This is a genomic window from Pseudomonas sp. 478 (genome assembly GCF_003254125.1).
Taxonomy (GTDB): Bacteria; Pseudomonadota; Gammaproteobacteria; order Pseudomonadales; family Pseudomonadaceae; genus Aquipseudomonas.
Genome location: NZ_QKZG01000005.1, coordinates 309598 through 334152, shown reverse-complemented (window position 1 = coordinate 334152; position 24555 = coordinate 309598). Strand labels below are relative to the sequence as shown.

The 24555-nt window shown below is 56.0% G+C and carries 31 protein-coding genes, 2 tRNA genes and 1 pseudogene; 8 read left to right on the top strand and 26 right to left on the bottom strand.

From position 1 onward, the window contains the following. Positions 1–7: 7 nt before the first annotated feature. The 5 genes from DFS28_RS13445 to DFS28_RS13425 all read right to left on the bottom strand — a co-directional run bounded on the left by DFS28_RS13445 (position 8) and on the right by DFS28_RS13425 (position 3556). Positions 8–1387, bottom strand: a complete 1380-nt coding sequence (locus tag DFS28_RS13445; RefSeq protein WP_111450187.1) for a 4Fe-4S binding protein — start codon at positions 1385–1387, stop codon at positions 8–10. Then, complete coding sequence (locus DFS28_RS13440) at positions 1375–2229, bottom strand: FTR1 family protein (RefSeq protein ID WP_111450186.1); 855 nt, start codon at positions 2227–2229, stop codon at positions 1375–1377. The genes DFS28_RS13445 and DFS28_RS13440 overlap by 13 nt, the downstream gene beginning before the upstream one ends. 22 nt (positions 2230–2251) lie before the next feature. Further along, positions 2252–2584, bottom strand: coding sequence for a cupredoxin domain-containing protein (locus DFS28_RS13435; protein WP_008153600.1), 333 nt, complete (start codon positions 2582–2584; stop codon positions 2252–2254). Next, positions 2585–3115 carry an iron transporter gene (locus tag DFS28_RS13430; RefSeq protein ID WP_111450185.1) on the bottom strand — a complete coding sequence of 177 codons (531 nt, stop codon included), beginning with the start codon at positions 3113–3115 and terminating at the stop codon, positions 2585–2587. 93 nt (positions 3116–3208) lie between these two features. After that, a complete protein-coding gene (locus DFS28_RS13425) occupies positions 3209–3556 on the bottom strand; it encodes a hypothetical protein (protein ID WP_111450184.1) in 348 nt (115 codons plus the stop codon). A gap of 172 nt (positions 3557–3728) precedes the next feature. On the opposite strand from DFS28_RS13425, the gene DFS28_RS13420 reads away from it, so the two are divergent. From DFS28_RS13420 to DFS28_RS13410, 3 genes are all read left to right on the top strand, one after another. Then, entirely contained in the window at positions 3729–3950 is a 222-nt protein-coding gene (locus tag DFS28_RS13420; RefSeq protein ID WP_111450183.1) for a DUF3079 domain-containing protein, read from the top strand. 203 nt (positions 3951–4153) lie between these two features. Beyond that, positions 4154–4227 (top strand) — tRNA-Cys (locus DFS28_RS13415). A 195-nt stretch (positions 4228–4422) separates the two neighbouring features. Then, positions 4423–4509: transfer RNA gene (locus DFS28_RS13410), tRNA-Leu, on the top strand. A 94-nt stretch (positions 4510–4603) separates the two neighbouring features. Here the strand turns inward: DFS28_RS13410 and xerC are convergent. From xerC to DFS28_RS13380, 6 genes are all read right to left on the bottom strand, one after another. Continuing rightward, on the bottom strand, positions 4604–5638 hold the full coding sequence (gene xerC, locus DFS28_RS13405; RefSeq protein WP_111450182.1) for a tyrosine recombinase XerC: 1035 nt from the start codon (positions 5636–5638) through the stop codon (positions 4604–4606). Then, a complete protein-coding gene (locus DFS28_RS13400; protein ID WP_111450181.1) occupies positions 5639–5851 on the bottom strand; it encodes a DUF4224 domain-containing protein in 213 nt (70 codons plus the stop codon). Positions 5852–5912: 61 nt separating this feature from the next. Beyond that, entirely contained in the window at positions 5913–8633 is a 2721-nt protein-coding gene (locus DFS28_RS13395) for a toprim domain-containing protein (protein ID WP_178082208.1), read from the bottom strand. 86 nt (positions 8634–8719) lie between these two features. Next, positions 8720–8983 carry a hypothetical protein gene (locus tag DFS28_RS13390; protein ID WP_111450180.1) on the bottom strand — a complete coding sequence of 88 codons (264 nt, stop codon included), beginning with the start codon at positions 8981–8983 and terminating at the stop codon, positions 8720–8722. Continuing rightward, positions 8980–9270, bottom strand: coding sequence for an ogr/Delta-like zinc finger family protein (locus DFS28_RS13385; protein WP_111450179.1), 291 nt, complete (start codon positions 9268–9270; stop codon positions 8980–8982). The genes DFS28_RS13390 and DFS28_RS13385 overlap by 4 nt, the downstream gene beginning before the upstream one ends. 49 nt (positions 9271–9319) lie before the next feature. Then, the gene (locus DFS28_RS13380; RefSeq protein WP_111450250.1) at positions 9320–9517 is read right to left on the bottom strand and encodes a DNA-binding protein; all 198 of its coding nucleotides are present in this window, start codon (positions 9515–9517) and stop codon (positions 9320–9322) included. A gap of 114 nt (positions 9518–9631) precedes the next feature. On the opposite strand from DFS28_RS13380, the gene DFS28_RS13375 reads away from it, so the two are divergent. After that, positions 9632–9967 carry a helix-turn-helix domain-containing protein gene (locus DFS28_RS13375; RefSeq protein WP_256596879.1) on the top strand — a complete coding sequence of 112 codons (336 nt, stop codon included), beginning with the start codon at positions 9632–9634 and terminating at the stop codon, positions 9965–9967. Between the two features lie 396 nt (positions 9968–10363). Here the strand turns inward: DFS28_RS13375 and DFS28_RS13370 are convergent, their stop codons facing one another. From DFS28_RS13370 to DFS28_RS13360, 3 genes are read right to left on the bottom strand one after another with little or no spacing between them, the layout of a single operon-like run. Beyond that, the gene (locus tag DFS28_RS13370) at positions 10364–10729 is read right to left on the bottom strand and encodes a hypothetical protein (RefSeq protein ID WP_111450178.1); all 366 of its coding nucleotides are present in this window, start codon (positions 10727–10729) and stop codon (positions 10364–10366) included. Continuing rightward, positions 10714–11496, bottom strand: coding sequence for a hypothetical protein (locus tag DFS28_RS13365; RefSeq protein WP_111450177.1), 783 nt, complete (start codon positions 11494–11496; stop codon positions 10714–10716). Before DFS28_RS13365 ends, DFS28_RS13370 begins: the two co-directional genes overlap by 16 nt. Positions 11497–11506: 10 nt before the next feature. Further along, positions 11507–12052 carry a PAAR domain-containing protein gene (locus tag DFS28_RS13360; protein WP_111450176.1) on the bottom strand — a complete coding sequence of 182 codons (546 nt, stop codon included), beginning with the start codon at positions 12050–12052 and terminating at the stop codon, positions 11507–11509. Between the two features lie 115 nt (positions 12053–12167). Here DFS28_RS13360 and DFS28_RS13355 point away from each other — a divergent pair, with 115 nt between their 5' ends. Further along, positions 12168–12455, top strand: a complete 288-nt coding sequence (locus DFS28_RS13355) for a hypothetical protein (RefSeq protein WP_111450175.1) — start codon at positions 12168–12170, stop codon at positions 12453–12455. A gap of 94 nt (positions 12456–12549) precedes the next feature. Here DFS28_RS13355 and DFS28_RS13350 read toward each other — a convergent pair whose 3' ends face one another. After that, positions 12550–12843 carry a DUF3077 domain-containing protein gene (locus DFS28_RS13350; RefSeq protein WP_111450174.1) on the bottom strand — a complete coding sequence of 98 codons (294 nt, stop codon included), beginning with the start codon at positions 12841–12843 and terminating at the stop codon, positions 12550–12552. Positions 12844–13331: 488 nt separating this feature from the next. Between DFS28_RS13350 and DFS28_RS13345 the strand changes: the two are divergent. The 3 genes and pseudogenes from DFS28_RS13345 to DFS28_RS30860 all read left to right on the top strand — a co-directional run. Continuing rightward, a pseudogene (locus DFS28_RS13345) lies at positions 13332–13526 on the top strand (type II toxin-antitoxin system HicB family antitoxin); the annotation flags it as partial. Between the two features lie 943 nt (positions 13527–14469). After that, complete coding sequence (locus DFS28_RS13340; RefSeq protein WP_111450172.1) at positions 14470–14721, top strand: hypothetical protein; 252 nt, start codon at positions 14470–14472, stop codon at positions 14719–14721. Positions 14722–14729: 8 nt separating this feature from the next. Beyond that, positions 14730–15026 (top strand): hypothetical protein, encoded by a 297-nt coding sequence (locus tag DFS28_RS30860; RefSeq protein WP_111450171.1) that lies wholly within the window; start codon positions 14730–14732, stop codon positions 15024–15026. 135 nt (positions 15027–15161) lie between these two features. Here DFS28_RS30860 and DFS28_RS13330 read toward each other — a convergent pair whose 3' ends face one another. The 11 genes from DFS28_RS13330 to DFS28_RS13280 all read right to left on the bottom strand — a co-directional run bounded on the left by DFS28_RS13330 (position 15162) and on the right by DFS28_RS13280 (position 24553). Then, positions 15162–16355: a hypothetical protein gene (locus DFS28_RS13330; protein WP_132834036.1), complete on the bottom strand. Its 1194-nt coding sequence runs from the start codon at positions 16353–16355 to the stop codon at positions 15162–15164. 36 nt (positions 16356–16391) lie between these two features. Further along, positions 16392–17243, bottom strand: coding sequence for a DNA cytosine methyltransferase (locus DFS28_RS13325; protein ID WP_111450169.1), 852 nt, complete (start codon positions 17241–17243; stop codon positions 16392–16394). After that, positions 17204–17404, bottom strand: coding sequence for a Com family DNA-binding transcriptional regulator (locus DFS28_RS13320; protein WP_111450168.1), 201 nt, complete (start codon positions 17402–17404; stop codon positions 17204–17206). The genes DFS28_RS13325 and DFS28_RS13320 overlap by 40 nt, the downstream gene beginning before the upstream one ends. A 39-nt stretch (positions 17405–17443) precedes the next feature. Next, positions 17444–18712 (bottom strand): phage late control D family protein, encoded by a 1269-nt coding sequence (locus DFS28_RS13315; protein ID WP_111450167.1) that lies wholly within the window; start codon positions 18710–18712, stop codon positions 17444–17446. Next, on the bottom strand, positions 18709–19149 hold the full coding sequence (locus DFS28_RS13310) for a phage tail protein (protein ID WP_111450166.1): 441 nt from the start codon (positions 19147–19149) through the stop codon (positions 18709–18711). Before DFS28_RS13310 ends, DFS28_RS13315 begins: the two co-directional genes overlap by 4 nt. A gap of 5 nt (positions 19150–19154) precedes the next feature. Further along, positions 19155–21707, bottom strand: coding sequence for a phage tail tape measure protein (locus DFS28_RS13305; RefSeq protein ID WP_111450165.1), 2553 nt, complete (start codon positions 21705–21707; stop codon positions 19155–19157). Beyond that, positions 21697–21816, bottom strand: coding sequence for a GpE family phage tail protein (locus DFS28_RS13300; protein ID WP_111450164.1), 120 nt, complete (start codon positions 21814–21816; stop codon positions 21697–21699). Before DFS28_RS13300 ends, DFS28_RS13305 begins: the two co-directional genes overlap by 11 nt. A gap of 8 nt (positions 21817–21824) precedes the next feature. Next, positions 21825–22145 carry a phage tail assembly protein gene (locus tag DFS28_RS13295; protein ID WP_111450163.1) on the bottom strand — a complete coding sequence of 107 codons (321 nt, stop codon included), beginning with the start codon at positions 22143–22145 and terminating at the stop codon, positions 21825–21827. A 27-nt stretch (positions 22146–22172) separates the two neighbouring features. Continuing rightward, positions 22173–22688: a phage major tail tube protein gene (locus DFS28_RS13290; RefSeq protein ID WP_111450162.1), complete on the bottom strand. Its 516-nt coding sequence runs from the start codon at positions 22686–22688 to the stop codon at positions 22173–22175. A gap of 15 nt (positions 22689–22703) precedes the next feature. After that, on the bottom strand, positions 22704–23873 hold the full coding sequence (locus DFS28_RS13285; RefSeq protein WP_111450161.1) for a phage tail sheath protein: 1170 nt from the start codon (positions 23871–23873) through the stop codon (positions 22704–22706). Positions 23874–23992: 119 nt separating this feature from the next. Continuing rightward, positions 23993–24553 (bottom strand): tail fiber assembly protein, encoded by a 561-nt coding sequence (locus tag DFS28_RS13280; protein WP_111450160.1) that lies wholly within the window; start codon positions 24551–24553, stop codon positions 23993–23995. Positions 24554–24555: the final 2 nt, after the last annotated feature.

Below are 24555 nucleotides of genomic sequence, written 5' to 3'. Positions count from 1 at the left end.
GGGGGGCTCAGTTCCAGCCCCAGAATTGCAACCACCAGCCGAACCCTACCAAGCTGATGGCGAGTAACAGGCAAGTGCTGCCAGCGTAGCGACGAACCTGGGAAAGGCCTTCGCGATCCAGCCGTTTCCATCCCAGCAACAGGCTCCAGCCCATCGCGGCCAGTAACAAACAGGCCCTGGCCGGTTGTACCCACTCCAGCAACAGCCCTTCATAGCGCAGCAATTTCACCGTTGTGGCCGACAGCCCGAGAAACAACCCCGCACCACCCAAGGGCGTGAGTGTCAGCGCCAGGGGCCAATACAGTGCAGGATCTTGCGCCAGTCGAGCCGTCAGGCGCAGAAGAATCATCAGCGCCGTGCCCAACACCATCGAACTCAAACTCAGATAAACGACGATGCTGAAACCGTCGAGCCAGCTGAAGCTGTCGTTGAGCTGCGGGTAATGGGTGAGCAACCACCAGGGTGCGTTGTCCTGCAGGGCCCAGAGTTGGTCGTGCTCGATTAGCCATTGGGCGAGGGTTTGTTTGAGGGCGACGAACCATGGGCTGACCGTCCACTGAAACGCGCCCATGGCCAGGCCAATCACGCCGAACAGCAGTAAGCGCGCATCCCACGGTGACAGCGTCTGCGCCGTTGCGTGAAGAACCTCTTGGTTGCTGGAGCGAGCGATCAGCTGAACAGCGCCGCGTTGTCCGCTGCAGCGTCCGCAGGCATGACAGTCACTGGCGCCTTGCATGCGACGGATATCGAGCAAGGGCGCGCAGTTGGGCGGCGGCAGGCGCGGTGCGGTGTTGTCCATCCAGCGTTGTTCGTCGACTTGAAAATGCACGGGAGCCAGGCGGGCGAGCAGGGCGAAGACGCCGCTGACCGGGCACAGGTAACGGCACCAGACGCGTTTGCCCCGGGCGAACAGCAACCCGACGGCGACCGCGGCGACGGTCGAGCCACCCAGAATCAACAACGCCGCCTGGGCGTAGTCGTAGACGCTGATCAACTGGCCGTAGAGGGTCGTCAGGCAGAACGCCAGGGTTGGCCAGCCGCCCCAGCGCAGCCAGCGCGGCACACCCAAGCCTTTGCCGTAATGGCTGGCCCATTCGCTGAGTGAGCCTTCCGGACAGAGAACGCCACACCAGAGTCGTCCGAACAGCACAATCGACAGCAGCACGAACGGCCACCAGATCCCCCAAAACAAAAACTGCGCGAACAGGGTCAGGTTATTGAGCATCCGTGCCTGGCTGTCCGGCAGCGGCAACACCGCCGGTACCACCAACAGCAACGCGTAGAACAGTACAACGGCCCATTGCACGGCACGAATGACACGTGCATGGCGACGCATGCCGTCGCCCAGGCGTTGGAGTAAACGATTGTGGCGACTCAGCTCAGGCATGGGACTTTTTCCGCTGCGCGTTGACGCAGCCAACCGCCGACGGCCAGCCAGTAACCGGCTAGCACCAGTAACGTCATGCCGCTGGGCGTCGCGCGATAACCGGCAAAACCGGCAAGGAAACCACCCAATCCATGGCTGTCGCTGAGTAATGCGCTGCTGTCCCAAAGCGCATCGCCAACGAGGCTGTACATCACTTCCGGCAAATCCATGGAAAGTAATTGACCGCCGATTCGCTCGGTGCCGCTGACTAGCAATGCCGCGCCGAGCACCAGCAAAACAGCTTCGCTGATAGCAAAGAATCGCTGCCACGAAATGAACCGGCGACTGCTGTGCAGCAAGGCAATGGTCAGCGCCGACAGTACCAGCCCCATGGCGCCGCCAAAGGCAAACAAACCGAGCTGCGGACCTCGTAACTGAGCGCCAGCGCCATAGAGAAAGACCACCGTTTCACTGCCTTCGCGGCTGACGGCGAGCATGGCCAGGAGTAACAGACCTGCGCCACCTTGCCGGGCCAGGTGGCTATCGGCGTGTCGTTGCAAATCGTGCTTGAGCGTGCGCCCGTGGTGGTGCATCCAGCCGACCATTTGCACGATCAGCAGGCTTGCCACCAGCGCGAGTGCGGCCTGGAACCATTCACTGGCCGAGCCGCTCATGGCCTCACCGGCAAACAGAATCAACACCGCCAGCAGGCCCGAAAGCATCAGCCCCAGCACGACGCCTGCCCACAAGTACTTCGCCAGTCGATCTCCCTGAGGCTGTTGGCTGACCCAGGCCTGGAGAATGCCGATCACCAGCAGCGCCTCAACGCTTTCGCGCCAGACAATGAACATTGATTGATTCATGAAAACTCCGTGTTTGAACGGGTTATTTCGCGAGGATGCCGCCTTCGGGCAGTTGCGGATTGAACTCGTCGAAGAAGGGGTAGTGGCCGGGCCTGAGGGGGTGAATGACGACGAAGGTTGTCACGCCCGGCGACAGCACTTTTTCAACCCGTAATGGCGTGCTCTCAAATTCGGCTGGGCCTTGACCGATATTTTTCAGGATGATCTTGAAGCGCTGACCGGCTGGAACCTCCAGCAAGGCAGGGGAGAAGTGGCCATCGCGCAGGCTCAGTTCATAGCTCGGTAATTCGGCATAGGCTGTGAGCGGCGCAACTGCTCCGGCAAGCATCAGCCAGGCGATCTGCAGGCGCTTCATTCAATAGCCGCCTTTTTTACCGATACCGGCGTAGATGAACTCGTAGTGCAATTCGCAGCGTTCAAACCAGGGGGCTACGCCGGTTTCCTTATCGGTATGGCGGCCAAGGGAACCATGACCGCCGGGCGGCAGGACGGTGAAGGTCAGCTGATATTTGCCTGGACCGAGCAGCTTTACATTGTCGCCATAGTGCGGGCCGTCATTGGCGACCATGGCGTGGAAATCGCCTTTGAGTTCGTTCTCGTTGCCCTGTTTTTTCAGGTTGAACGAGACATTGAGGTAAGGCACGAAACTGCCTTCCTGAAAGCCCAGTCGATTGTCCGCCGTGGCACGAATGTCGGCTTCCAGATGCACATCGGAATCCGCGGTGGCCCGCATCATTCCGGCAGGTGCCATCTCGATCGGCTGCAAATACACCGCCCCGACTTCCAGCCCCGGACACAGTTGAGGTTCCCCGATCGGGTATTCCTTGGCCTGGGCCAACGGAGTGAGCAAGAGCAGGGCGAGTGACAGCGAAAAGGTCGTACGCATGATGTCTTCCTGGGCACTAACGAGTAAGAACCCGAGTGTAGGAAGCTTTCCTGCGAATAATAATGATTGTTATCAAGTTTTCAGCGATTAAGCCTATGACTGGGAGCGCTTTCTAAACCGCTCGGCGCGGTCGACGCAGTCGTTCATCTGCGCAGCGGCGTGAATTGTCAGAGGATGCTGGGTGAAACCGGGCCGGGGTGAAATGTAGGCGGCCATTTCGCGGGCGATGGTTAACTGTTGATCCGAACCTTGCGTCAGTAACGCAATGACCAGGTTTTCCAGGGCAATTACGCGGACACGAAGGTGGACCAGTTCTGCATTGGTCAATTCGGGTGGAGAGGAAAATGCTTCTGCATCGAGTGATATTTGCGCGCCCTCATCATCCCAGGTCGACAATCGAACAGGGCTTTGTTCTCCGGCAGGTGTTTTTTTACCAGGCATAAGAAGCATCTCCAAGTGTTTTTATATGGCTGCCCAAGGGCCGGAAAAACGCTATGACGTAACCGATTTCCCGGCAGGGCAAAGCTTAGCCGTACCTTGATCCGTATCAAGGTCACCTTTGCGCGAGGGATGTAGGTTGGAGGCACATCCTAGCGACAAACCGGGGATCGACATGGCCAAGAATTTTCCCATCAGCCCCAAGCATCCCGAGCGCATTTGCTGGGGCTGCGACAGATACTGTCCAGCCAACTCCCTGGCGTGCGGCAATGGCTCCGACAGGACAATGCATCCGGCCGAAATGATCGGAGACGATTGGTATCTGCATGGCGACTGGGGCATTGAACCGTTGATCGCGGTAGAAGACGTGACAGACGAACCCGGCCTAAAGGGCTGAGCACCCCCTTTAAACATAGAAACCACCTGACGGAATTTTTTTTGAAATCAAGGGGTTGCCAGCCTCGGGAAATCAGTACATAATTCACGCCATCGAAAGCACTGACCGCTGAAAAAGCTCAATGTTTTCAAGGAGTTAGATCACGAATCTTACTCCAAGTTTGTACGCGTTTGATGTTGTGCTACATGACATCAGATGTTTGAGGCCGAGTAGCAAAATGGTTATGCAGTGGATTGCAAATCCACCTACGCCGGTTCGATTCCGACCTCGGCCTCCACTTTAAACGAGCTCCGTAGATCTATGATTTACGGAGCTTTTTTATTTGCACTGTCCTGCAAGATTTAGTCTTGAAAAGGCCAGTCGCAAACTTGCTTCACCGGAGCGGGATGTATATATTTCCCCCTCTGCTGCACAGGCGTCAGAACTGCCAGATCGTTATTTGACAGTCTTCAGACTGCTTCACCGCGCTACCGCCCGAATGGCGAAACTGGTAGACGCATGGGACTTAAAATCCCCCGCTCGTAAGGGCGTGCCGGTTCGATTCCGGCTTCGGGCACCATGAATATCAAGGGCTTGCGTGAGATACCTCATGCAAGCCCTTATTTCTTTGCTCCGCAAAAACCAATCTCTGCTCCGCAATTCGTTATCGTTGGTCATTTCGTAGGCGTGACTTTCATGCCTTTGCGCATTCGAATGTACTGCTCTGTCATACCGACGGTGGTGTGCCCAAGTTGATCGCGGGCTGCCCGTATATTGCCTGTCGATTCCTCCTTGTCCGTCGCCGCCTTTGCCCGCAAATCGCGCATCTGAAAGTCAGCTTTTGGAATGCCAGCGGCCTCCCGCGCATCATCAAATCGTTTTCTGAGCATGCTGGTTGTCATCGGCTGACCGTTTTCCATTACAACAAGTCGAGTTGATCGAATCTTGTAACCAGCTTTGCGGGCCATAATCCGGGCGATTACAACTTTCAATTCGCCGACTATCTCAATGCGCCGTTTCACGCTGGTTTTCCCTTGTCGAACCGAAAGCTGCCCATCACGAATGTCCCGCTCGTCCATCTTTAAAGTATCGGCAACCCTTTGTGCTGTGAGATAGAAAAGATCCAGGGCATCTTTCAGCGGTTGCTCTGCGTGCTGATAGACCTTTAATAGAAGGTCATCCTCGACATAAACATCCCGCCCTGTCTCTTTGTTTCCTTTTATCCCTGAGCAAGGGTTTGCCAGTGCGGTGTAACCGCTCTGACGCGCGAAATTCCAGATTGAGCTGAGCAGCGCCTTTTCACGATTTGCCCGGACAGGGGCAGTTTTTGAGCGGTACCGCAGATACTGCCTTACATGCTGAGGCTCAATTGCCTCAAGCGGGGCAGGTGGATCGTTGAAGAAAACGAGCAACTGCTTCAATTCTCGCGCATTGTCTTTCTGGGTCGCGGAAGCCTTCGTCGGTACGACTTCCTTCATATAGAGATTTGCCACATATTCGAAAGTGAGTACTGTTTTCGCCAACTCAACCGAGACCCGGGATTTCTCGAGTTTGGCGTATTCGAAGATGGCTAATCCGTAATCAGACCCGAGTGGAATCTCCCTACGAGGCTTTGATCCGGTGTCGTAGTAGTAATAAACAACTCCACTACGCTGTTTGCGCTGCCTTAAGCGAGCGATGCTGCCCGGGTTTGATGGCTTACGACCCATTTATAATGCTTTCCTTGGCTGCCAGGTGGCGGGCGCCACTGATTGGTTCTGTTTGCTGTCGATCAATGCGGCTGTAGTGACACACGGCCATCCATTTCGTTTGATCGTGTGGCGGATGCCGTTATTGCCCAATACAGCCAATTGACCGGCTTTCGTCCGTGCAGCGGTCAGCTCACAGACCTGATCGTGCGTCAAAAACTCAATACTGCTCACACCTCGCCTCCTTGGCTCTTTGCGTGTCGTGGGTGCATGGTCGTGCGCTATTTGCCCGGTGTCAGGCTCTTTTAAATATCCAGCAGCGCACGGTGGTTGGTTTCTTGAGCATTGGGTTGTTCGCCGCCTGCGAAGCGCGAACGGCGCTGTAAATGGCTTTATTGATCTCCTGCAACTTGTGGCTGCGGCTATCGACCAGCAACGCGCGCAACGTCTTGAGGTCGGTAAGGTTCTGTCGATGCTCACCCGCTTTCTCTGCAAGCTCGTTCAGATTGATAGCGATAAGTGTCGGGTCGGCGCTGTGATTGACCTGCGGACCTTCGCCCAGGCTTTCGAGGTATTCGTAGACCTCCCAAAACTCGGCAACCAGAGGATGGTCAGCGCTGATCGCGGATTGCCGCTCCAAGGCCATGGCAGTGAGTTGCTGGTGAGTCGTCACTACCTGGTTCTCATCCAGTGGGCAGATCAGGCACAGACAATCGACCAGGGCCATCATCTGGCTGTGGTTTTTGATGATCCGCTCAACACGGATTTCCTTGAGCTTGCGTAGGCGTTGTTCGTGCACCAGCACGCGCTCAGCGAATTTCGCCATGACTTGTGGTTCTGCGCGAACCGCCAGCACCAGAAAATGGCTTAGTTGTTCAACCGGGATCACGTTGAGGTTGTCAGCGGCTGCACGGGTTTCGGTGGTGACTTCCGGCCGCGCAAAATGTGATTTGATAATCCGGGTCAGGATGGCCTCAGACGCACTGACATCGGCATTCTGGCTGATGGCAATGACTCCGCGAAACGGCGGTTCATACGTTTCGTTACCGCTGGTTTTCATGCCCTTGGTGCCGAGCGTGCCGCCACCGAAGAAGTCTTTCAGCTCATCCCAGTCGAAGCTCTTGGCGTGTGCTTTGTCCGGCTCGTTACGGTCGCCCTCGATCAGCACCACCGGCATGTTCGACACCTGGCCCATGGCTCGCTGCCGACCGGCGCGGGTCGATTTTGACGGGTCGAATCCTTCGTGTTCTCGGCCCAACAATTTCCACAGAAAGGTCAGCAGCGTGGTTTTGCCGGCGCCGGCTTCGCCCGTGACTTCCAGAAACGGAAAGGATTTGTACTTGGCCCGTATCTGCTCGGCGAACAGCGAGCCAAACCAGAACGCCAGGGCAACGATTCCTTTGGCGCCAAAACACAGCCAGAGCATCGGCAGCCAGTCGGTTCGGTACTGCTTGTGATCCCGCTGAATATGCATCTTGATCGACTTCTGCAGCGTCTTGAGCCGCAGCTTTCCAAACTCGAAGAAGTCCTCCTTGTTCACCTCGCAAACCAGCCCATTGCGCATGGCCACATCACCGAATACATAAGCGCCGTATTCCTTGCTGTAACCCACGTAATCAATCGTCTCGACGGTTTTCAGGCCGTACAACTGGTCCTTTAGGATCTTGTCGAGCTGCTTGCCGCTTCCGGTGAATACCGCACCGGCGGCCATGCTCAGCAGGCGTTTTTTAAACTCGCTGGCCGCAGCCACCTGGCCACCGGTGAAGGTGTTTTTGACGCTGCCGCCGTCATGCGGGAAGTCGATGCGGTAGTAGTACCAGGACTCATCGGTGACGTCGTTGCGTTGGAAGTACAAAGCTTGGGGATAGCAGTTCGCAATCTCCACGACGCCACCGCACTGACGTAATGCTTTGGCCCGGCGCTGCTTATCACTGAGCTGTTGGTCCTCATGGCGCTCGGAGGTGTCCAGCGCCTGCATGGCTTTGTTGAATTTATCCAAGTCCATCTTGAACCAGTAAAGGCGGTTCTCGTACCCGAAGTGAAACTCATGGCTTTCACGCCATTCGTACATCAATACGCCTTTCTCGGCGGCGCTTTCGGCGATCAGTAGCGCGCCGTGGTGGCGTGCGGTCCGGAGGTCTTGTTCGACTTGCTCGGTGCGTTGCTCGCCGTCTTCGATAAATTGCCAACGCTGATGCAGGTCGTTCCAATCGATTTTACGGTTGTCGGGTTGCGGGATCTGCGCCGCGTCGCAGGTGTAACCCAAAGCGCGGGCTTCGCGGACCCAACGCTTGGTGTAGCGATGAGCGCCGGGTTCGTTATCCAGCGCCCAAACCAGTTTGGGGAGCTTTCCGCCTCGGTGGCGAGAGAGTTCTTTGAGTGACGTTTCGGGGAATACGTTGGAGGACATCGCCGACACGGCCGCGATGCCGTGATGGGCCAGGGCGATCGCATCGAAGATGCCTTCGACAATCCACAGCTCTTTGACCTCAAGCAACTCAACACAGGGCGGGCACCACCAGGTCCCTCGGTAACTTTCACCCGGTTGGAACCGGGCTTTCATCTTGCCGAAACGGTGAGGCCGATCGATCAACCGTTCCCAGTAACCGCCCTGATCAAGCGCAAAACGTACCGTCGCGCTGGCGGCATTCAATTCATCTGAGTAGTACGTCTCCTGGGTGAACCAGCCTTGGATCAACTCAAACCGAAAACCCCGGGCAAACTCCAGGTAGGCGCGGGCGGTCGCAGCGGGGAACTGATCGGAGGAGGGTGCGCGCTTGCTCCAGTCGTCGAACAGGTCCTCATAAATCTCCTTCAGGTGCCAACGCTGCCCACACTTACTCTCGCGACCACAAATGATCAGCCAAGGATTGGAGTGGCGGGTGTACAGTTCTTTTTTGCCGCAGGCGGGGCATTTGCCGCCGCGCATGTAATCGGTACTGAGGCGCCGCTTCAACCCATAATCGGCCGTAAGCCGTTGCAACACATCAGCGCGAAGCGCGTTAGAAAGCTCCATTGTCACTAAACCCTCAGAGACCTCGAATTTTGAGCGCACCTCACCCATACCCATCGCGGCATGGGGTGAGGTGTGTTGGGCGGGGGTTACAGCGTTCGGGCTAAATCGAAATCGATTGCGTCGAGCGGGAGTGGCTGATGCTCGTCGCCTTGAAGTTCACTCCACGCCAGGTGCACCAGCTTCGTCGCGAGGCTGGCCGGCACTTCAAGAGCGACGATCAAGTGACGTACGCCGTTTTCGAATAACTGCTCGGAGTCAGCCAAATGCTCTGCCCGATGTCGCAGTAGGTAGGCCCGGGCCGCGTGCTGCATGCAGGTGCGGTAGTCATGAGAGTTGTGGGAGGGTGTCATGGCGCTGTCTCCAGTCCTTGGTTCGGCAGTAGTTCCAGCTGATCGCTGGCTTGTTTCATGGCTTCACGACGCAACGCTGTGTCAGCCAGCGGGAGCTTGACGGTAGGGTTGGCCATACCGCTGGGGCTCATCTCATGAGTCATTTCGAATTCAGCGCGTACCGACCAGCCGCAGGCTTCATTGGTGCATTGCAGGTAAGCGACGCGCAGAAAAATGTGGGTCCCTTCGCTGGTGCGTATCCGCATTCGGGAAAGGCAGTGAGGGCAAACCAGTTTGTAAGTGCTCACTAAGTGCATCCTTGCGCTGTGCTGACAACGTGGTTGAGGGGGTGCCCCGTCAATCGACAGTGCCTTCCTTGATGCCCAGCAACACCGCGGCACGATGTGCCTGACCGCGCCGTCCCTTCTTCCGGCCATTGAGCAAATCACTGACTAGGTTGCTGTTCAGTTCGTGCTGGCGGGAGAACTCGGCGAGGCTAATACCTTTTCGATCAAGTGCTGCTCGGGCTTGCTCGGGTGTAAGGGTGGCGGGCATAGTGTCCATTCGTTGGCATCCGTGGTTATTTGGCGCCATTATGCCCAAACAATTTGGCCTGTAAAGGGTGAAAGCTTGAAAAGTTGTGCATCTAAAGAAGACTTGGACGTTAGCGTGGGTGACCGCCTGCGCGAGGAAAGGACGCTGCTAGGCCTCAATCAAGATGCCTTTGCGCAGCTCGGCGGCATCACCCGCAACACCCAAGGCAGCTATGAAAAAGGCGAGCGAAACCCTGATTCCGTCTATCTTTCGGCCGTGGCCAAGGCTGGGGTAGATGTGCTGTACGTCTTGACGGGCGGGCGTTTGCTGCGCGCTGTTGAAGGGCTGGATGAGGCCGAAGAACAGTTGATTCAGCAATTCCGGACGCTGTCTGATTATGACCAAAAAGCTGTGCATCGCATCGTCGGTGCGATGTCCGAAGTCACCAGCCTTTCAAACGCCAAGAAATAACTCGTGGCTATTTAGAACATTCGTTACGACGGATTTCATTTGGATTTTCTGCACTCCTAAGTAACGTTACGCCCGTAATGCACTTAACGGAGTAATGGGCATATTGGATCAAGAAGAAGAGAACATTCGCGGGGATATGACCACCAGCGAAAATTCTGAGCTAACACAAGATGAGTTGATGCTTCTTACATGGTATAGAAAACTATCCTACATAGACCGTGGTTATATTCTGCACATCGTACAGGCACTGGCGGGCGTGCTCCGATTGTAGCGATGATCGGCAAAGATTTTGGTCACAAATTCTTAGTGAAACTCAGCCACACTAAAGGGAACCCGGCTAGTGCCGGGTTCTTTTCTGAACAGCAGCGTCAACCGGCTTCGAGTGGAGCCCGTACCTCATTTAAGATCATGAGATTTCATGATCTCCTTCCAGATATAGCCGTAGCTGTAGCGTAGCCAAGTCACTTTCAACAGGTCGAAGCTGCGTCGAAGCCAACTGGTTTCTCGTGCGCTAATTTCTTTAGCTATCTCAGTTAACAGCCATTCATCTTGGAAGCCAGTCCACACTGGCGGGACGGGCGTTTCAAGGTTGCTAAAACAGACCGGTGCAACTTCTGAGTACAGGATGTCTTCTACGACCTTCAGGTCATAGCCCCGGATGCGTTCCGCTATCGAGGCATAGTCGACTTCACTGTCTACAAATGCCTCCGCTAACGCGATCTGGATACTCGCTCGTTCTGCGGGAGTCAGAATATGTCCCAATGGGCTAGCTCCTCTAGCTCGACGTCGAATGTATCGGCTGCGACTCCGCCTGCCATGCCACCGGCGATGCTTCCGATGAGTACAACGGCGATGGCGCAGGCAGGCGCCCCCGGACCACAAATAGCCGATATGCCGAGCCCCGCAAGAAATCCTCCCGCGGCACCGCTGCCCAAGATGGTGGCCTGACGAGCCGTTTCTTTGGCCTTGTCATCAGCATTCAGTATTTGGTAAGTCGCCAATACTGCCGTCATGATGATACCGACCTTGCCCATTACAGACATGATTTTGGTGCCAGAAGTGAACTTGGAATTGGCACTTCCCGACCGTTCCAGAGCTCTGTACAAGACTTCTTTCTGTTGGGCCTTTGAAAGTTGTTCGTAATTTTTGTTGAACTGGGTTTGAGATTTTCCGTTCAAGATCTCGCTATGTGTTTTCCCGGTTTTCTTCTTTTTTTGCACGATGGCCAGGCCCTGTGCTGAGGTCAGCTTTCGGTGTTCGAACATGATCTTGTTGCGCATTTCGTTGCTGAACTTGGAGGCGTCTTCAACACTGATGTTGCCTGCTTTTACCTCAGCAAATATTTGCTGTGACATACGCCGGATATTTCTCTCGTAGCTCGCACGGACGCGTTCGTCCTTGATGGCGTCGACGGAGAAACGGCTAGCCGCCCCCTCCATGCCCGCAACCGCCATCTCAAGGGGAGACTGGTTGAGCGTATGTTCACTTTTAACGATGTAGCTTCCGGTTACCAGATTCGGTTCCGTCACGAGAATATCCTTATCCCAAAATGTCGTTCAGTAGTCCGTCGATGCCTGAGGTTATGCAGGTGTTCTCGTGCTGCGCGAATGCCAGCGTATGGCAGGCCTTGCCGGTTGGGTTAGTGAATTTGACCGAGTTGCTTGAGTCGAATACTCCGGCCATGGAAGATCCGTCGTCAAAATGCGCTGTGCAAGCAAATCCTTCGTAGCTCTCTTCTGCAGGAATCTTGAAGCCGATCCAGTTCCCATGGATGATCATTGGGGTAGGGGATGTAAACGGCGCTGGCGTATGAGAGCTGCCGATGATGACGGTACCTGAGCCACCGATCACGACATCGCCATGGGTGCCGACAGTACCGACCAGTGCGGCATTTTGGCCGTTGATAAACACGGTAGCTGACACCTCCGAGGCTAAAGCGCTACCGCAGGTGCAGGTGTCATCTTTTCGTGCGGCTGCAAGCCCGTCGAAGAACACATCGGGAGAACCGGAGGCAATAGCTTTTGAACCGTGCCCAGGTATGGGGCAGCTGGTTGGGTCGGTGATACGTGCAGCTGGCTTTGCCATGCTTGACTCCCTGTCAATGAATTTACCAAGGCCGACTGTATCAGACTTGTTTGGAAAGGCGATTTACGGAAATGATTAAGACGCAGCTTCTACCGCCCCCTCGGCCCGTTACAGAATGAAGCTCCTATTATTTGTAAGCGCCCTTGCATTGTTGGCGGTGCTAAATATTGGCTACTACAACGAGGTCTCAGACGGTGAGGTCCATGCCGTTTTCTTCCTGAAGAAAACGCCTGCGTTGAGAATGCAATTTTTCAACGTTCACGCCAATGACGGAGACTATCGAAAAGTAGACAGGCTGACCGACGACTTACGCCAGGACATCATCGATTATTGCAAATACAGATTGGGTATTGAGACAGAAGTCAGAACGCAGGCTGACGTTGAAATGTGCGCGAAAATGTAAGTGTGTCGCTGCAGGTAGATTCGTTACTCATGCACTGCAGCAATTGCTCAGAGGCCCCGACACAGTCGGGGCAAAGATTTGGAGTGAATAGCCGCTATTTTGCGACTTTCATACTCGGTCTAACGGGGGGCGGTGTTACAGCTTTGACCACATCGTCAATCACCGCCTTTCCCATCGACGTCAAATAGTGCGCAGCCCATGAAAAGCGGTCGGTTTCTCTGTCATAAGCTGCGTCTTTTGAAAGCGCTTTGGCCAGGAACAGCAGATCGGATGCCATTGCCAAAGCCGCGTCGACAGGCACGCCCCCGTTGACACGGAATAATGGTTTGTCTGCGCAAAAGATGCAGGGTGTGATGCCGATGGTTTTTGCTTCTGTTGGTTCGGTCATTGATCACCTCCAAAGATGCAAAGGTGAAGAGGCGGGGAGTTACGCAGCGCAGAAAGAGGGTTAGTGATCGGACGAATTTCGGAAGGATCTATTTTGTTCATTATCAGTTCCCTTGATTGAGGAACTGCCACTTAGCTGTCTCAAAGCTTGGGTGGCAGCCGTGCGTGGTGTGAGACCCGGCAATCAAGGTAACCGGTAGGCCCGAAGGCCTTCCACGCACAGCCGCCATAAAACCTTATTGCAGACGAAAAAAAACGCCGCAATAGGTTTTTTGGCGCTTTGCGCCTTGATTGTCCCCGGGGTCTCACGCCCGATCGCTGAATATGCAGCGATGTCTGGAGAATATCCCGACAAAGATTGGACTAACAAGGCAGCACCGTGCCCAGAAGCACGGTTTACGTAACACCTTACGTAACTATCGGATTTTGCCTACAACTTCGACATGAAGCCACCCAATATTCTGAAAAGAACACACCAGGAGTGGAAAAGTGAACGAGTTGAAAGCCGGCGGTTACACCGCGCAAATCGAGTACAGCGAAGAAGATGGGCTGTTCATCGGACATATCGCGGGCATCAAGGACATCGTTGGCTTCCAGGGTGAGTCAGTCGATGCGTTGCAAGACGCGTTTGCTGAGGCGGTCGCGGATTACGTGGGGACATGCGCCAAGCTCGGGCGCACCCCATGACTGGAACATAAAGAAAGACAGCTCCGACAGCCTGCGAATCAAACCCTCGTCCACCCACTGTGCCGCGATGTGGTAGCAGTGTCCGAAGCGCAACGCGCATGATCAAGACCCAAACGACAGGCGAAAAAAAACCGCCTTTGCGGGGCGGTTCTTTTGTAAGCCTCAGTTTGCGGCTGGGGCTTAGCGCATCTCATGGGAGACATTGGCGTGGAGGCAATAGTATTAATCTTTGCTCATCCTTGCAATGTATTTTGCCAACACCGATTGACGGCATCTGAAGGTGCAGAAAGTCGCTGCTTGGCGTTGAATTCGAACCGGTAGACACTGACAGAAATAACGTTTTACAAAATTAAGCCTATCCATCGCTTGGGTGCCCAAAAGATCACCCATTTCCGACTGCCGCGTTTGGAGTTCTAGGTTAATATGCCGTCGCTCGCACGCCAGTGCAGCGATGAGGTTTGGCCGGTGACATAACAGTTTCGTCCCCTCTGACACGGTTTTGCACCCGTGCCGGAATGATGGCTCGGAGGGAACTCAACCGGCCGCCTCGTGGGAGTCATTGGCGTGTCTTCCCGAAGGCGCGCGTGATCCGGTAAGTGCGCTGGAGGTTTGGCCCCCAACCTGGAGGCCAAAACGTATGAAGCTTTTGCTGCGTACGCTGAGCCTCGTATGGAGATTGTTGAAAGCGTTTCGCTTTTACGAGTTCCTGCGAGACCACTTTGACGACCTGAAGTAACGGTCATAAATGTGGGGAAAAGCCCGTTTCAGTTTCGGCTGAGGCGGGTTTTTTTTGTCTTGAGCAAGCTGTCAAAAGTAGGATTTATACCCGGGTCATTCTCTGATGCCTGTAAGCCATTTCGTCGGCATCTGTAGGTGTTATCCGAAGACCATGAATATACTGTTTGTACATACAGTATTGTTCGCCGTGGAGTCCGTATCGATGACAAACACAATCACCGCCAAAGTCGCCGCCGTGCAAATGGATTTATCACACTGGCAAACCATGCTCGCAGACAAAGCCACGCTACTCGCCCAGCCAGGCGCTCATCACAAGGCGTTGCTGATGCAAGCTTATGCGCTGCATGAAAACAGGCTGATTGATAACGACGATCTTTGTGATCTGCTTGAGTTGGCTGATGGGGCACTAGCCTTCGCCGTGGAATCAATGCTCGACATTGATAGCGACGAGTAGGCCGCCACATGCACCTACTGGTCACGCCGATGAGGTCACGCGGCATCGCACTCGACGCTAAGTCACGACGCCGATACCTCGCGATCAAAGGCAATGTCATGGTGAGTTCATCGGTCTGCCAAGCGCTGGGACGAGCCACGAACGTCGCTCGTGTCGTGGTGGGAATGCCGCTGGATCCTGATCCACTTCCGGCGTTGCTGGACGCAACACTTGCAGGTATGACTGCGACCGGTTTTGTACTCAGTGGCATTGAGTTCATCGATGGCTGCGCGTATGCGCAATCCTGGTGGTGCCGGGAAGGATAGTTTCCGGCAGCGAAAGTCTTTGCAAGATCAGGCGCATCTAGTCCGAGGCAAAATCAATCATCTTTAGTCTCTCGCTGCCACTCAGTCACTTATCCAGTAGTTGGTAACCACTGTCCCAGGATATTCGTCGCGGGCCTAGATGCAGAAGTTGCCGTCCATAATCGAGCAAAATTGTATCGGACAAGATTTCGGACTGATTGCTCTGGGTGCGCTGAATCCATCAACTTTATAAAATAATCGATGAATTGATTTCATCGGTTTGCGTTCAATTTTTACAGGCTGAATTTCGCATTTTCTTTCCTGAAAAGTATATCCGAGCTCCCGATCAGGAGTGGCTAATAGAACGTTATCATCGTTAATGAACGCGATATATGAGTCGTTGTAAAATGTCTCTATTTTGCATGCGTCTGGGGGGAGGTGGAATGAGGCTGATACTAAAATTTTTCTTAGCGTCTTATCGACAAATTTTGAATCAGTGTTTGCAATAATACCGAGTAAAATTAGGCTTGTGTATGCAAGCCCAAGTAAAGATGCAAGTCCAAGATTAAAGTCGCGCACATTATTTTTTTTGAGATTTGTGCATGAATCGGCATAGCTTCGTTTGCGTTGTTTAAAATGATCGAGGACTTGGTTTTTGAATATGTGTAAAAATACAAGGATGAATGCTGGGAAAATTGCATACATTGCCAAATAAATCCAAAGCGCTATAGCTATCACTAAAATGAATATTTTCTGGGTGGTAGGGAATTTTGCAGGATCTGCGTGTGTGTAGTTTGCGATTGTTTCATCGGCTATCGAATCTGCGATAAGAGTGATTATTAAGGCTGTAAGGGTGGCGACTATTTTTAACAATCCGGAGTATTTTTGGTAAATGTTCACCAAGCTGTAATAGCTGATTGAAAAAATTATTGTGCTTGCGCAGATTATGAAAAAAACAGCACGAGGTATTATATATGGTATCTGGCCACCCATAAGTTTTAGTAGAACAATTATTAACAGTAGTCCAACGCTTGCAATAATTGTTGTTGCTGAGTAATCAGCTACTTTCCAGTCGTGAAAGCTATAGTTTAGTTTGAGTCTTGGGTTTTTTATCCATATTATTTTGTTTTTGAAATGTCGATCTGTGCAATAGAACACAGCGACTGCGAGAAAGAAGAACAAAATAATGTAAAGTATCAGGGTTGGGGAAGTAGGGTTCATTGAGATTGCAAGTCCATATGCGCATGCTGGTCGAGATAGTAGCCATATAATATCAGCAAGATCGGCGTATGTTAAAAATATTGCACTGAAAACAACCGAGGCACGGATAAGGTGCTCAAGAGTCCTCATAACGCGTTGAGGTCTCTGCCCAACGCGTTGACGAGTTCACTTCACCACAATCAACTTCCTCCCAACCCACTCCGCAACCTGCGTAACAACGGCGTTTCCGGCACCAAAAGCCTCTGCAAGGTTGGCCGCATCCAGTCCGAGGCAAAACCCATCATCCTCAGACGCTCGCTGCCGCTCAGCCATCTGATCCCATCCGTTCGCGTGAGCGACGAAAGTGGTACAGCCCAGAGAGATTTGGGAGCCGGCTTTGCTGGCCAATAGAGTATTGGCAGCCCAGGCATCCGCGGGGCGTGGCCACTGGATCGATTGAGACGCTGGAGGTATTGCGTCCACTGGCGCGGCGTCAGCCAGGAACTCGAAGGGGGGCATTCGTCGATAACCTGCGACCAGGAATACTCGGCGACGCTGCTGGGGGACTCCGAAATATTGAGCATTAAGCACTCGCCAAAATCCCACATACCCGCAGTCCGCAAGGGCCCTGATGACTGTTTCAAAGTCTTGGCTATCGTTGATAGCGAGCAGGTTAACGACGTTCTCAAGGACCACCCAGCGAGGTTGAATTTCTTTGAGGATTCGTATGACTTCCCAAAACAGGCCGCTGCGTTCGCCGCGTAGTCCACGGGTGGCTTGGTTGCTGGGTCTGGCACCGGCAATGCTGATGTCCTGGCAGGGGAACCCGGCGGTGAGGACATCGACGGGGGAGAGGTTATGGGCGCCGCACTGGCGCACGTCTTCAAATTGGCGTGCATGGGGAAATCGGTCGGCAAGCACAGCCCGGTTGACCGGGTTGAGTTCAACTTGCCAGGCGCTGCGGTAACCAGCGTTTTCAAATCCGACATCAAAACCTCCTATGCCTGCGAACAGGCTTCCAATGGTGGGTTGCTGCATTCATGAACTCGTAGTTCTGGATGCTCGCGGCACGCTAGGGGGAGGCTCTGGGCCTTCAAATGGTTCAGTGTCCGGCAACGCGGGCACTTGATTTGTAATTCAAGGAAGCCGCTGGCGGCGGCGAGTTTGCGGCCGCATTGGCCGCAACGAATGTCTTGCATGAAAATCGTCCTTGATGGGATCAGTCAGTTGTTAATCAGTTATGTTTTTTCTGCCTGCATCCGTTTCCACTCTCGATCCATCGCCCGCTTCGCCGCTTTCTCAGTGGAATACAACCATCGCAACCGCTTCGGCTTGCTCTGATCACCAGCCGTCACGGTCTTCTCCTTCCCGGTTTTCTTGTCGCGGTAATAGGCAACAATGCCGGTGAAGTCACCCTTGTCCTCTTCGGCCAGATCTTCGACGGTGTCTTCCGGTAGCTTGCTCTCCAGCTCCAGGCTGACGGTGTAGCCGCTGTCCGCGCTGAGGGTGTGCTGCACGTTACCGCCGTACCAGATGATTGCGTCGATCTCGTCCTTCACGCCCTGGAGCGTGTAAGTCAGTTCGGGAATCAGGTCCGGCCGTCCCAGTGCCAGCGTGTAACTGAGGGTGGCGCTGCCGCGTTGCAGGCGATTGAACTCGGCCCGGGCAGCACGCAAGGCTGATTGCCGATCGCTGTAGGTGTGGCGCAAGTCCTTGAGGTTTTCGCCGCCGCCGGCGATGGCTTCCTGTTTCTTGGCGCTGTTCACGTCGTAGAAGTAGGCGCGCACGCCGTCGTAGCTGTCGCGGTCGGCTTGCAGGTAGCGGTGTTGGTCACCGTCGGCGCGGGTGAGGGTGATGTGCGGCAGTTCGACGCCGCTGGCGGTCTTGCCGCCGCCCGCTGGGAGGCACAGCAGGCAGCCGGCCTTGATGGTGACTACCGCATCGAATTCTTCGCCGATGCGGCAGATCAGGTTGGCGTCGGACTCGTTAGCCTGGTCGAGCTGCAGGATGGGCAAGCTTTCAAGAGCGCCGGCAATGTTCGCGGTCAGACCGTGGCTCAGCGCGATGTCGCCCAGCACGTCGCCGAGGGTGGTGTTGCTCCAGCTGCGTTCGCGTTTGGCCTTCAGGCCTTTGCGCAGGTCAGCCGATCGGGCGCGGATGCTCAGCACGTCGGGCGCGCCGCTGTGTTCGGTTTCATCGACGGTGTAGGTGCCCTTGTCCACCAGGCCGGTATCGCTCCATCCCAGCCAGAGCCGAATGATCGCGCCTGTGGGTGGGATGGCCAGCAGGCCGTCATGGTCGCTGAGGGTAAGGCTCAACTGATCGGCTTCGATGCCGCGGTTGTCGGTCAGCTCCAGGCCCATCAGCCGCGGGCTGATCAGTTTGGCGATGTCGTTGCCATCCACTGTGATGCGGAACGCCGGCACTGGATACCCGGCTTCGCGGCGGTAGCGTTCGACGGCGTCATCCAGAAAACCGGTGACTCGGGACAGGGCTGCATCGATCACAGCAACGACCTCATGATGCTAATGCCTGCGCGAGTGCCGGCGCCGATCAGGTCGATCCGGTCGTCATCGATGCGTTTGAGGCTGAGGGTGAATTCGATGCGGCGCGGGGTGCCGTCGCGGAAGAAAAATGTCTTGGTCTCGCTCAGGCTTTCGATAACCCATAAGCCGTAAATTCGACCGCTGCCCTCGACCACGGGCCAGGCCTTGCCGGTGTTGGCCATCAGGCGCAGCGCGTCGAGGCTGAGGGGGCTGCCGGCCAGTTCCGGCAGGATGACGCCGGGGAGGGTGATCGCGTCTTCACCGCGGCCGACGAATTGCCGCGCGGGCGCCGCGCCGATGCGGCTATTGCTGGCGTGTCGCCAATCGGTCTGGCGTTGCAGCTCCTGGTAGGCAGCGGTGGAAAGGCTGAAGACGAACATGCCCAGGGCAAGCATCATGGGGATTACTCCAGGTCGGCGAGTCGGCTGCGTTGACGAGCGCTTTTCTCACGTTCAATGCGCGTCAGTTCGACGCGTACGGCGCGGGCGATGGCTTGTGCGTCCAGGCCAGGCGTTGCAGGGATGTGGATTTCGTAGGTGTCATGGCTGTCGTAAACGGCACTGCCGGCGTTGCTGATTGGGGCACGGCTATCGACCGTTATGCCGGGCAAAGACGTCATGCCCAATGCCATAGAACCAGCGGACGTGATTTGCTTGCTGATGTCGGTGATGACGTCTAATGGGCCGCGCTGGCCGTCCTGAAGACCTTGCGCCAGGCCGGCCATGGTGAAGCCACCCAGTTCGGCAAACACCCGCGACGGACTGTGAATGCCGAGCTTTTCCTTGAACCAGCCAATGGTTGCGTCGCTGATATCGCCCATGACGTTCTTGAGCTTGCCGAAGCTGGCTTTCAGTCCGTTCACCAAGCCGTCGATGAGCATGCCGCCGAACTCGGTAAAGCGCCTGGGCAGGTCGATGCCCAAGTAATTCATGACCGCCGCAAACGCCTGGTAGATCAGGCCAATGGGGCTGAAGTCGATCAGGACTTTAAGAATTCCACCGATTCCGTCACTGAACCCGGCTTTGATTTCGCGCCAGGCGCCGGTGAAATATGACTTCACCGCGTCCCAGTTTTTGTAGATCAGGTAGGCGCCGCCAGCGATGGCCGTGATCGCCAGGCCGATGGGGTTGAGCATCAGCGCACGGCCGACCATGAGCAGCGCTTTGCCCACAAACGGAAGTACTGACCTGCCGAGGCTCCATAACAGGCTGATCAAACCGGGCAGCCGAATCCCCAATTGCGCGAACATAAAACGCAATGCCACAAATGGCAGTAGCACGCTGGCCACGGTGATGAGCAACCCGCCCAGGGCGATGGACAGCGCGGCGATGACGGCGACGGTTTTGACGAGCCCAGCGGCGAGGTTCGGGTTTTCGCTGGCCCAGCTTTTGACCCCGCGGATGATCTCGGTGACTGACTGAATCAGCCCGCGCAACGGCCCATCCTGTTGCTCTTGCAACTCGATGCCCAGGTCCTGCCAGGCACTGCTCAAGGTCGTCAGATCGCCCTTGAGGTTGTCGGCCATCACTGAGGCCGTTTGCGCTGTTTCGCCCTGACTTTGGCGCAGGCTCGCGATGAGTTTTTGCAGCTCCCCGGTGCCGGCCTGCTCGACCAGTTGCGCCATGCCTTTAACCGCTTCCTCGCCGGAAATGGCTTTGAGTAACCCGCCTTTGTCGGCAGTGCCCAGGTCTTTGGTTTTGTCGTGGATCTCTTTGAGGATGTCCGGCAAGGGGCGCAGGTTGCCGTGGGCATCGGCAGTGGTGACCTTGAGTTTGGCCAAGGCTTTTTCCGCGGCCTTGGGCGGGGTGGCCAGGCGGTTCATGATAGTGCTGAGTGCGGTACCGCCCATGCTGCCCTGCAAACCGGCATCGCCCAATTTACCCGCCATCGAAGCGGCCACCTCAAGTTCGACGCCATAGGTCTTGGCCATGGGCGCGGCGTACTTCATGGTTTCGCCGAGCATCTGCAGGTTGGTGTTGGAGCGGGTGAAGGTGCCCACCAACACATCGCCCAGTTTGCCCATCTGGTCGGCCTGCATACCGAGTCCGGAGAGGATGTTGGAGGCGATATCGGCGGTCTGCGCCAACTCGGTACCACCGGCCGCCGCAAGATCGAGCATTCCTGGCATCGCGGCTTTGATGGCCGCAGGATCGAAGCCGGCCATGGCGAGAAAGCCCTGCGCGTCGGCGGCCTGGCCGGCGGTGAATTGCGTTGAGCCGCCCAGTTCCCGCGCTTGCTTGCGCAACGCCGCGAGCGCTTCTGAGTCTTTTCCCAGTCGGGAGATAGCCTGCGTTTTACTCATGCTGGCGTCGAAGTCGATGCCCGGCGTCATCAGCTTGGCACCCGCATACAGCGTTGCACCGCCGCCGGCTACGGCGGTGGCGCCTTTGCCGGCCATGTCGCTGGCGAGGTGTCTGGATTTATCAAAGGTTGCACGCGCCGCTGCCAAGCGTCTCTGTTGAGCGGTCAACGCGGCCAGTCGATTGGTTTGTTCGGTGATGCTGTGGTTGGTGGCGCGGACTTGCTCGCGTAGTTGATGCTCATGGTTGCCAAGGTTTTTGGTGCTGAGCCCGGCGGCCTGCAAGCGGGTGCGCAAGCCTTGGAGCTGTTCGCCCTGTTGTTGATGCTGCTGTTTGAGTTTCTGCGCTTCACGCACGGCAGTGCGGAAGTCCTTGGTCATGGCCTTGGTCGGCGCGCCGGTCGCGGCAATCTGCTGACTGAGTGTTTTGACTTTCTCGCGGGCGGCGTTCAGTGCCTGCTCGGTCTGCTGCGCCGCAGCGCGTTGCGTACGCCAGGCACTGACATCTTTCTGTTGGGCGTTGAGGGCCTTGAGCCGGTCGCGGGCGTCCTTGAGTGCACGAGCGGCGCCGATGCTCTCGTTGTTGATCGCCCTCAGCGGCCGCGTGGCCTTGTCGATGGCGTTTAGCAGCACCCGAAGTTTTAAATCATTCGCCATCGGCGACGCTCCGCACCCTGGCGCGCTCGCGCCATTCCATCAGCTCTTGCAGGCCCAACTGATCCATATCAGCCGGCGCCCAATGAAAGACCACGGCCAGGTCGGCCATGGCGTCCTCTACGCAACGAGGGAGGCGTCCGTCTTCACCGACTTCTGCAACAAAAAACCAGAAATCTTGCTGCCACAGGCGAGCAGGTCGGCCGGGTCCATACCGGCGGCTTCCGGGGCGGTGATGCCGGGGCTGGTGAGGCGCGGCAGGATCTTGATCAGGGTGGCCACGTCCATGTTCAACAACTCCACCAACTGCACGCCGCGCAGTTCGCCGGCCTGTGGTTTACGTAAGGTGAGGGTGTCGATGGTGGTCTTGCCGCGAGTGATCGGCGTGTCGAGGGTGACGGTGTTGTCTTCGGCGAGTGGTTGAATTTCGACGGTCTGCATAAGGTTTTCCAGATAGCTGCGGAAGGGTTAAAGGCCAATAGCGGCGCGCTGCTTTTCCAGCAGATCGACGCCGTTGACCTTCTCGATGAAGTTGAGCAAGTCGATCTCGATGATGTCTTCGTTGTCGACGATCAGCTTGTAGTAGGAACAGGTGGTGGTGATGCTGTGTTCGGTGTCTTCGCCGGGTTCGTGGTCACCCATTTCGATGGTTTCGTGGCGACCGCGCAGGACCACCTCCACGGCGCTGACATCGCCGGTGTCGTCCTGCTGAAACGAGCCGGCAAAGCGCAGCGCAATGCCCGAGGCATTGACGGCGCCGAATTGGCGCAGGGAGATCAGATCGAGGCCGCCGGTCTTCCATTCGAACTGGATGCCGTCGTCGGAGAAGCCCAGGTCGGCCTTCACGGGACCATTCATGCCACCGCCGCGATAGGCTTCCATCTTGCGTCCCAGGGGCGGCAAGGTGACCGACTTCACGACGCCGACATAGCTGTTGGCATCGTTGAACAAGTTGAGGTTTTTAAGTTTGCGCGGCATGGCCATGGCGCTGTTCTCCGGTTAGCGATTGATCTGGCTGGCGAAGTTGATGAGGTAGCGGTCGGTGATGCGCTGGCGCAGGGTGAGGTCTTCCAGCGGCGGGACCGGCGTGTAGTCGTAATCAAGCCAGAGCTTGCCGGCCTTGAGGGTGTCCTTGGTGTTGATATCTTCGGGGTACCAGCAACTTCCGCCGATCAGGTAACCAGCGGACACCTTGCTTCGGAACTCAGCGTTGACGCCTTCGATCATGTCGCGCACCAGGGAGGCGTGCAGCGGCTTGTCCATGGCCCACATCTGCGTGCCGGCCATGGTGTCGGCCAGCACCTGCGCGGTGCGGGTATAACTCTCGAAAGCAAACAACGGATCGTCGCTGCAGGTGCGGCTGCCCCAGAAGCGCAAACCGCCCTCATTGATCAGCGTGGTGACCTCTTGACTGTTGAGGTAGTTGGCATCGGTGGCGGGGTTTTGCAGGTCCCAGAACACGTCGGCGTTGATGCCGGTGACACCGTTGACGGCGATGTTGGAAAGGGTTTTGTGCCAACCGGTTTGCTGATCGATCTTGGCGCGCAATCCAAGTGCGCGAGCAACGGCCGTGGCGTTGACGGTCTTGTTGGTGGCGGTGTCCCAGCTGAGGAAATCCGGCCAGATGACCATGACTTCTCGGGCGCCGAAATGCTTGCGATAGGCGACCGCTTCCTCCTTGGTGTTGCAGCCCCAGGCGCTGACATAACTGAACGCCCGCAATTGCTGGGCGATGGACACGAGTGCGGTGGCGACGGGTAGGGTGTCCAAGCCTGGGACACCCAGAATGCGCGGTACCAGACCGAGCCGCGATTTAGCGGCCAGCAGGGCTTTCATCCCGGTGTACTTGCCGGTTTCGGTGGTGGTGCCGATCAGGGCGCTGGTGGTCTCGGCTTCATCCTGACCTTCCTTGACACGTACCACGATGACGTAGGGCTTGGTCTGGTCGGCAATGGCTTGCAGGCTGGCGGCGAGGGTGCCTTTCACACCGGCTTTGCCGATGGCGGTCTGGACGCTGGTGATCAGGACTGGGGTGTCAAACGGGAAGACTGTCGCGTCGGCATCGTCGGCGGTGCACACCATGCCGATCACGGCAGTGGGGATGGTGCGGATGGGGCGTGAGCCATCGTTGAGTTCGATGACGCGCACGCCGTGAAGATAGTCGGACATGGCTGATCTGCGTGGTGATAAAGGACACCACACAGGCTGCCGCGCTCATCACTCGTTGACGAGCCGCGGCGATTGTATCGGGCAGGCTAACAAAGTACCAAGTAGCATCGTGAATGAGGTCAATGCTTGTCCGTTGGAGACGCTGGCCACTCGGTATTCACAGGGAATCCGGGTTGCTGTTCAAGGCGATTGAGTTCAACGCAATAACGCATCCAGCCCAGTAAAGCTGCCTGTTCATCCGATGTAATCAACTGCAGTTGTTCGGCATATTGCAGCGGAGCGATGCGCAGTTGGGCGTGTTGCATCAAGGTGTCACGCTCCAATAGTACGTGTGCCTTTTTTTCCGCCAAAACTGCTGACTGATCGAGCAACCAATCATCACCTGTCCAGTGGTAATGGGTACCTGGCCAAGGTTTTGTAGTAACGGAGTCGGGCAGTTCGCCCACTTCATGCCATAGCAGCGATTCGCCGTTGTTTGTCCGGTAGACGAGACCGCGATGATCCACCCTCTGCTCAGGCAAGCCATCAACCAAAACCCAGACATAGCCTGGCTTTGCATTCTCCAGCGTCTTCGGCAGATGAACAGCATTGCTGGGTAACTCGAGTCCAAGGCCTGGAACGACGGGAAATTCGACCGGCCCTACCAAAACACCGGCGTTATCGATCAAGTAATTCTTCATGG

What these genes read in the sequence shown, in the direction of transcription:
- DFS28_RS13445 (WP_111450187.1), bottom strand. Translation starts at nt 1,387, where the DNA reads ATGCCTGAGCTGAGTCGCCACAATCGTTTACTCCAACGCCTGGGCGAC.
- DFS28_RS13440 (WP_111450186.1), bottom strand. Translation starts at nt 2,229, where the DNA reads ATGAATCAATCAATGTTCATTGTCTGGCGCGAAAGCGTTGAGGCGCTG.
- DFS28_RS13435 (WP_008153600.1), bottom strand. Translation starts at nt 2,584, where the DNA reads ATGAAGCGCCTGCAGATCGCCTGGCTGATGCTTGCCGGAGCAGTTGCG.
- DFS28_RS13430 (WP_111450185.1), bottom strand. Translation starts at nt 3,115, where the DNA reads ATGCGTACGACCTTTTCGCTGTCACTCGCCCTGCTCTTGCTCACTCCG.
- DFS28_RS13425 (WP_111450184.1), bottom strand. Translation starts at nt 3,556, where the DNA reads ATGCCTGGTAAAAAAACACCTGCCGGAGAACAAAGCCCTGTTCGATTG.
- DFS28_RS13420 (WP_111450183.1), top strand. Translation starts at nt 3,729, where the DNA reads ATGGCCAAGAATTTTCCCATCAGCCCCAAGCATCCCGAGCGCATTTGC.
- xerC (WP_111450182.1), bottom strand. Translation starts at nt 5,638, where the DNA reads ATGGGTCGTAAGCCATCAAACCCGGGCAGCATCGCTCGCTTAAGGCAG.
- DFS28_RS13395 (WP_178082208.1), bottom strand. Translation starts at nt 8,633, where the DNA reads ATGGAGCTTTCTAACGCGCTTCGCGCTGATGTGTTGCAACGGCTTACG.
- DFS28_RS13390 (WP_111450180.1), bottom strand. Translation starts at nt 8,983, where the DNA reads ATGACACCCTCCCACAACTCTCATGACTACCGCACCTGCATGCAGCAC.
- DFS28_RS13380 (WP_111450250.1), bottom strand. Translation starts at nt 9,517, where the DNA reads ATGCCCGCCACCCTTACACCCGAGCAAGCCCGAGCAGCACTTGATCGA.
- DFS28_RS13360 (WP_111450176.1), bottom strand. Translation starts at nt 12,052, where the DNA reads ATGGCAAAGCCAGCTGCACGTATCACCGACCCAACCAGCTGCCCCATA.
- DFS28_RS13355 (WP_111450175.1), top strand. Translation starts at nt 12,168, where the DNA reads ATGAAGCTCCTATTATTTGTAAGCGCCCTTGCATTGTTGGCGGTGCTA.
- DFS28_RS13350 (WP_111450174.1), bottom strand. Translation starts at nt 12,843, where the DNA reads ATGACCGAACCAACAGAAGCAAAAACCATCGGCATCACACCCTGCATC.
- DFS28_RS13340 (WP_111450172.1), top strand. Translation starts at nt 14,470, where the DNA reads ATGACAAACACAATCACCGCCAAAGTCGCCGCCGTGCAAATGGATTTA.
- DFS28_RS30860 (WP_111450171.1), top strand. Translation starts at nt 14,730, where the DNA reads ATGCACCTACTGGTCACGCCGATGAGGTCACGCGGCATCGCACTCGAC.
- DFS28_RS13330 (WP_132834036.1), bottom strand. Translation starts at nt 16,355, where the DNA reads ATGAGGACTCTTGAGCACCTTATCCGTGCCTCGGTTGTTTTCAGTGCA.
- DFS28_RS13325 (WP_111450169.1), bottom strand. Translation starts at nt 17,243, where the DNA reads ATGCAGCAACCCACCATTGGAAGCCTGTTCGCAGGCATAGGAGGTTTT.
- DFS28_RS13320 (WP_111450168.1), bottom strand. Translation starts at nt 17,404, where the DNA reads ATGCAAGACATTCGTTGCGGCCAATGCGGCCGCAAACTCGCCGCCGCC.
- DFS28_RS13310 (WP_111450166.1), bottom strand. Translation starts at nt 19,149, where the DNA reads ATGATGCTTGCCCTGGGCATGTTCGTCTTCAGCCTTTCCACCGCTGCC.
- DFS28_RS13305 (WP_111450165.1), bottom strand. Translation starts at nt 21,707, where the DNA reads ATGGCGAATGATTTAAAACTTCGGGTGCTGCTAAACGCCATCGACAAG.
- DFS28_RS13300 (WP_111450164.1), bottom strand. Translation starts at nt 21,816, where the DNA reads ATGGCCGACCTGGCCGTGGTCTTTCATTGGGCGCCGGCTGATATGGAT.
- DFS28_RS13295 (WP_111450163.1), bottom strand. Translation starts at nt 22,145, where the DNA reads ATGCAGACCGTCGAAATTCAACCACTCGCCGAAGACAACACCGTCACC.
- DFS28_RS13290 (WP_111450162.1), bottom strand. Translation starts at nt 22,688, where the DNA reads ATGGCCATGCCGCGCAAACTTAAAAACCTCAACTTGTTCAACGATGCC.
- DFS28_RS13285 (WP_111450161.1), bottom strand. Translation starts at nt 23,873, where the DNA reads ATGTCCGACTATCTTCACGGCGTGCGCGTCATCGAACTCAACGATGGC.
- DFS28_RS13280 (WP_111450160.1), bottom strand. Translation starts at nt 24,553, where the DNA reads ATGAAGAATTACTTGATCGATAACGCCGGTGTTTTGGTAGGGCCGGTC.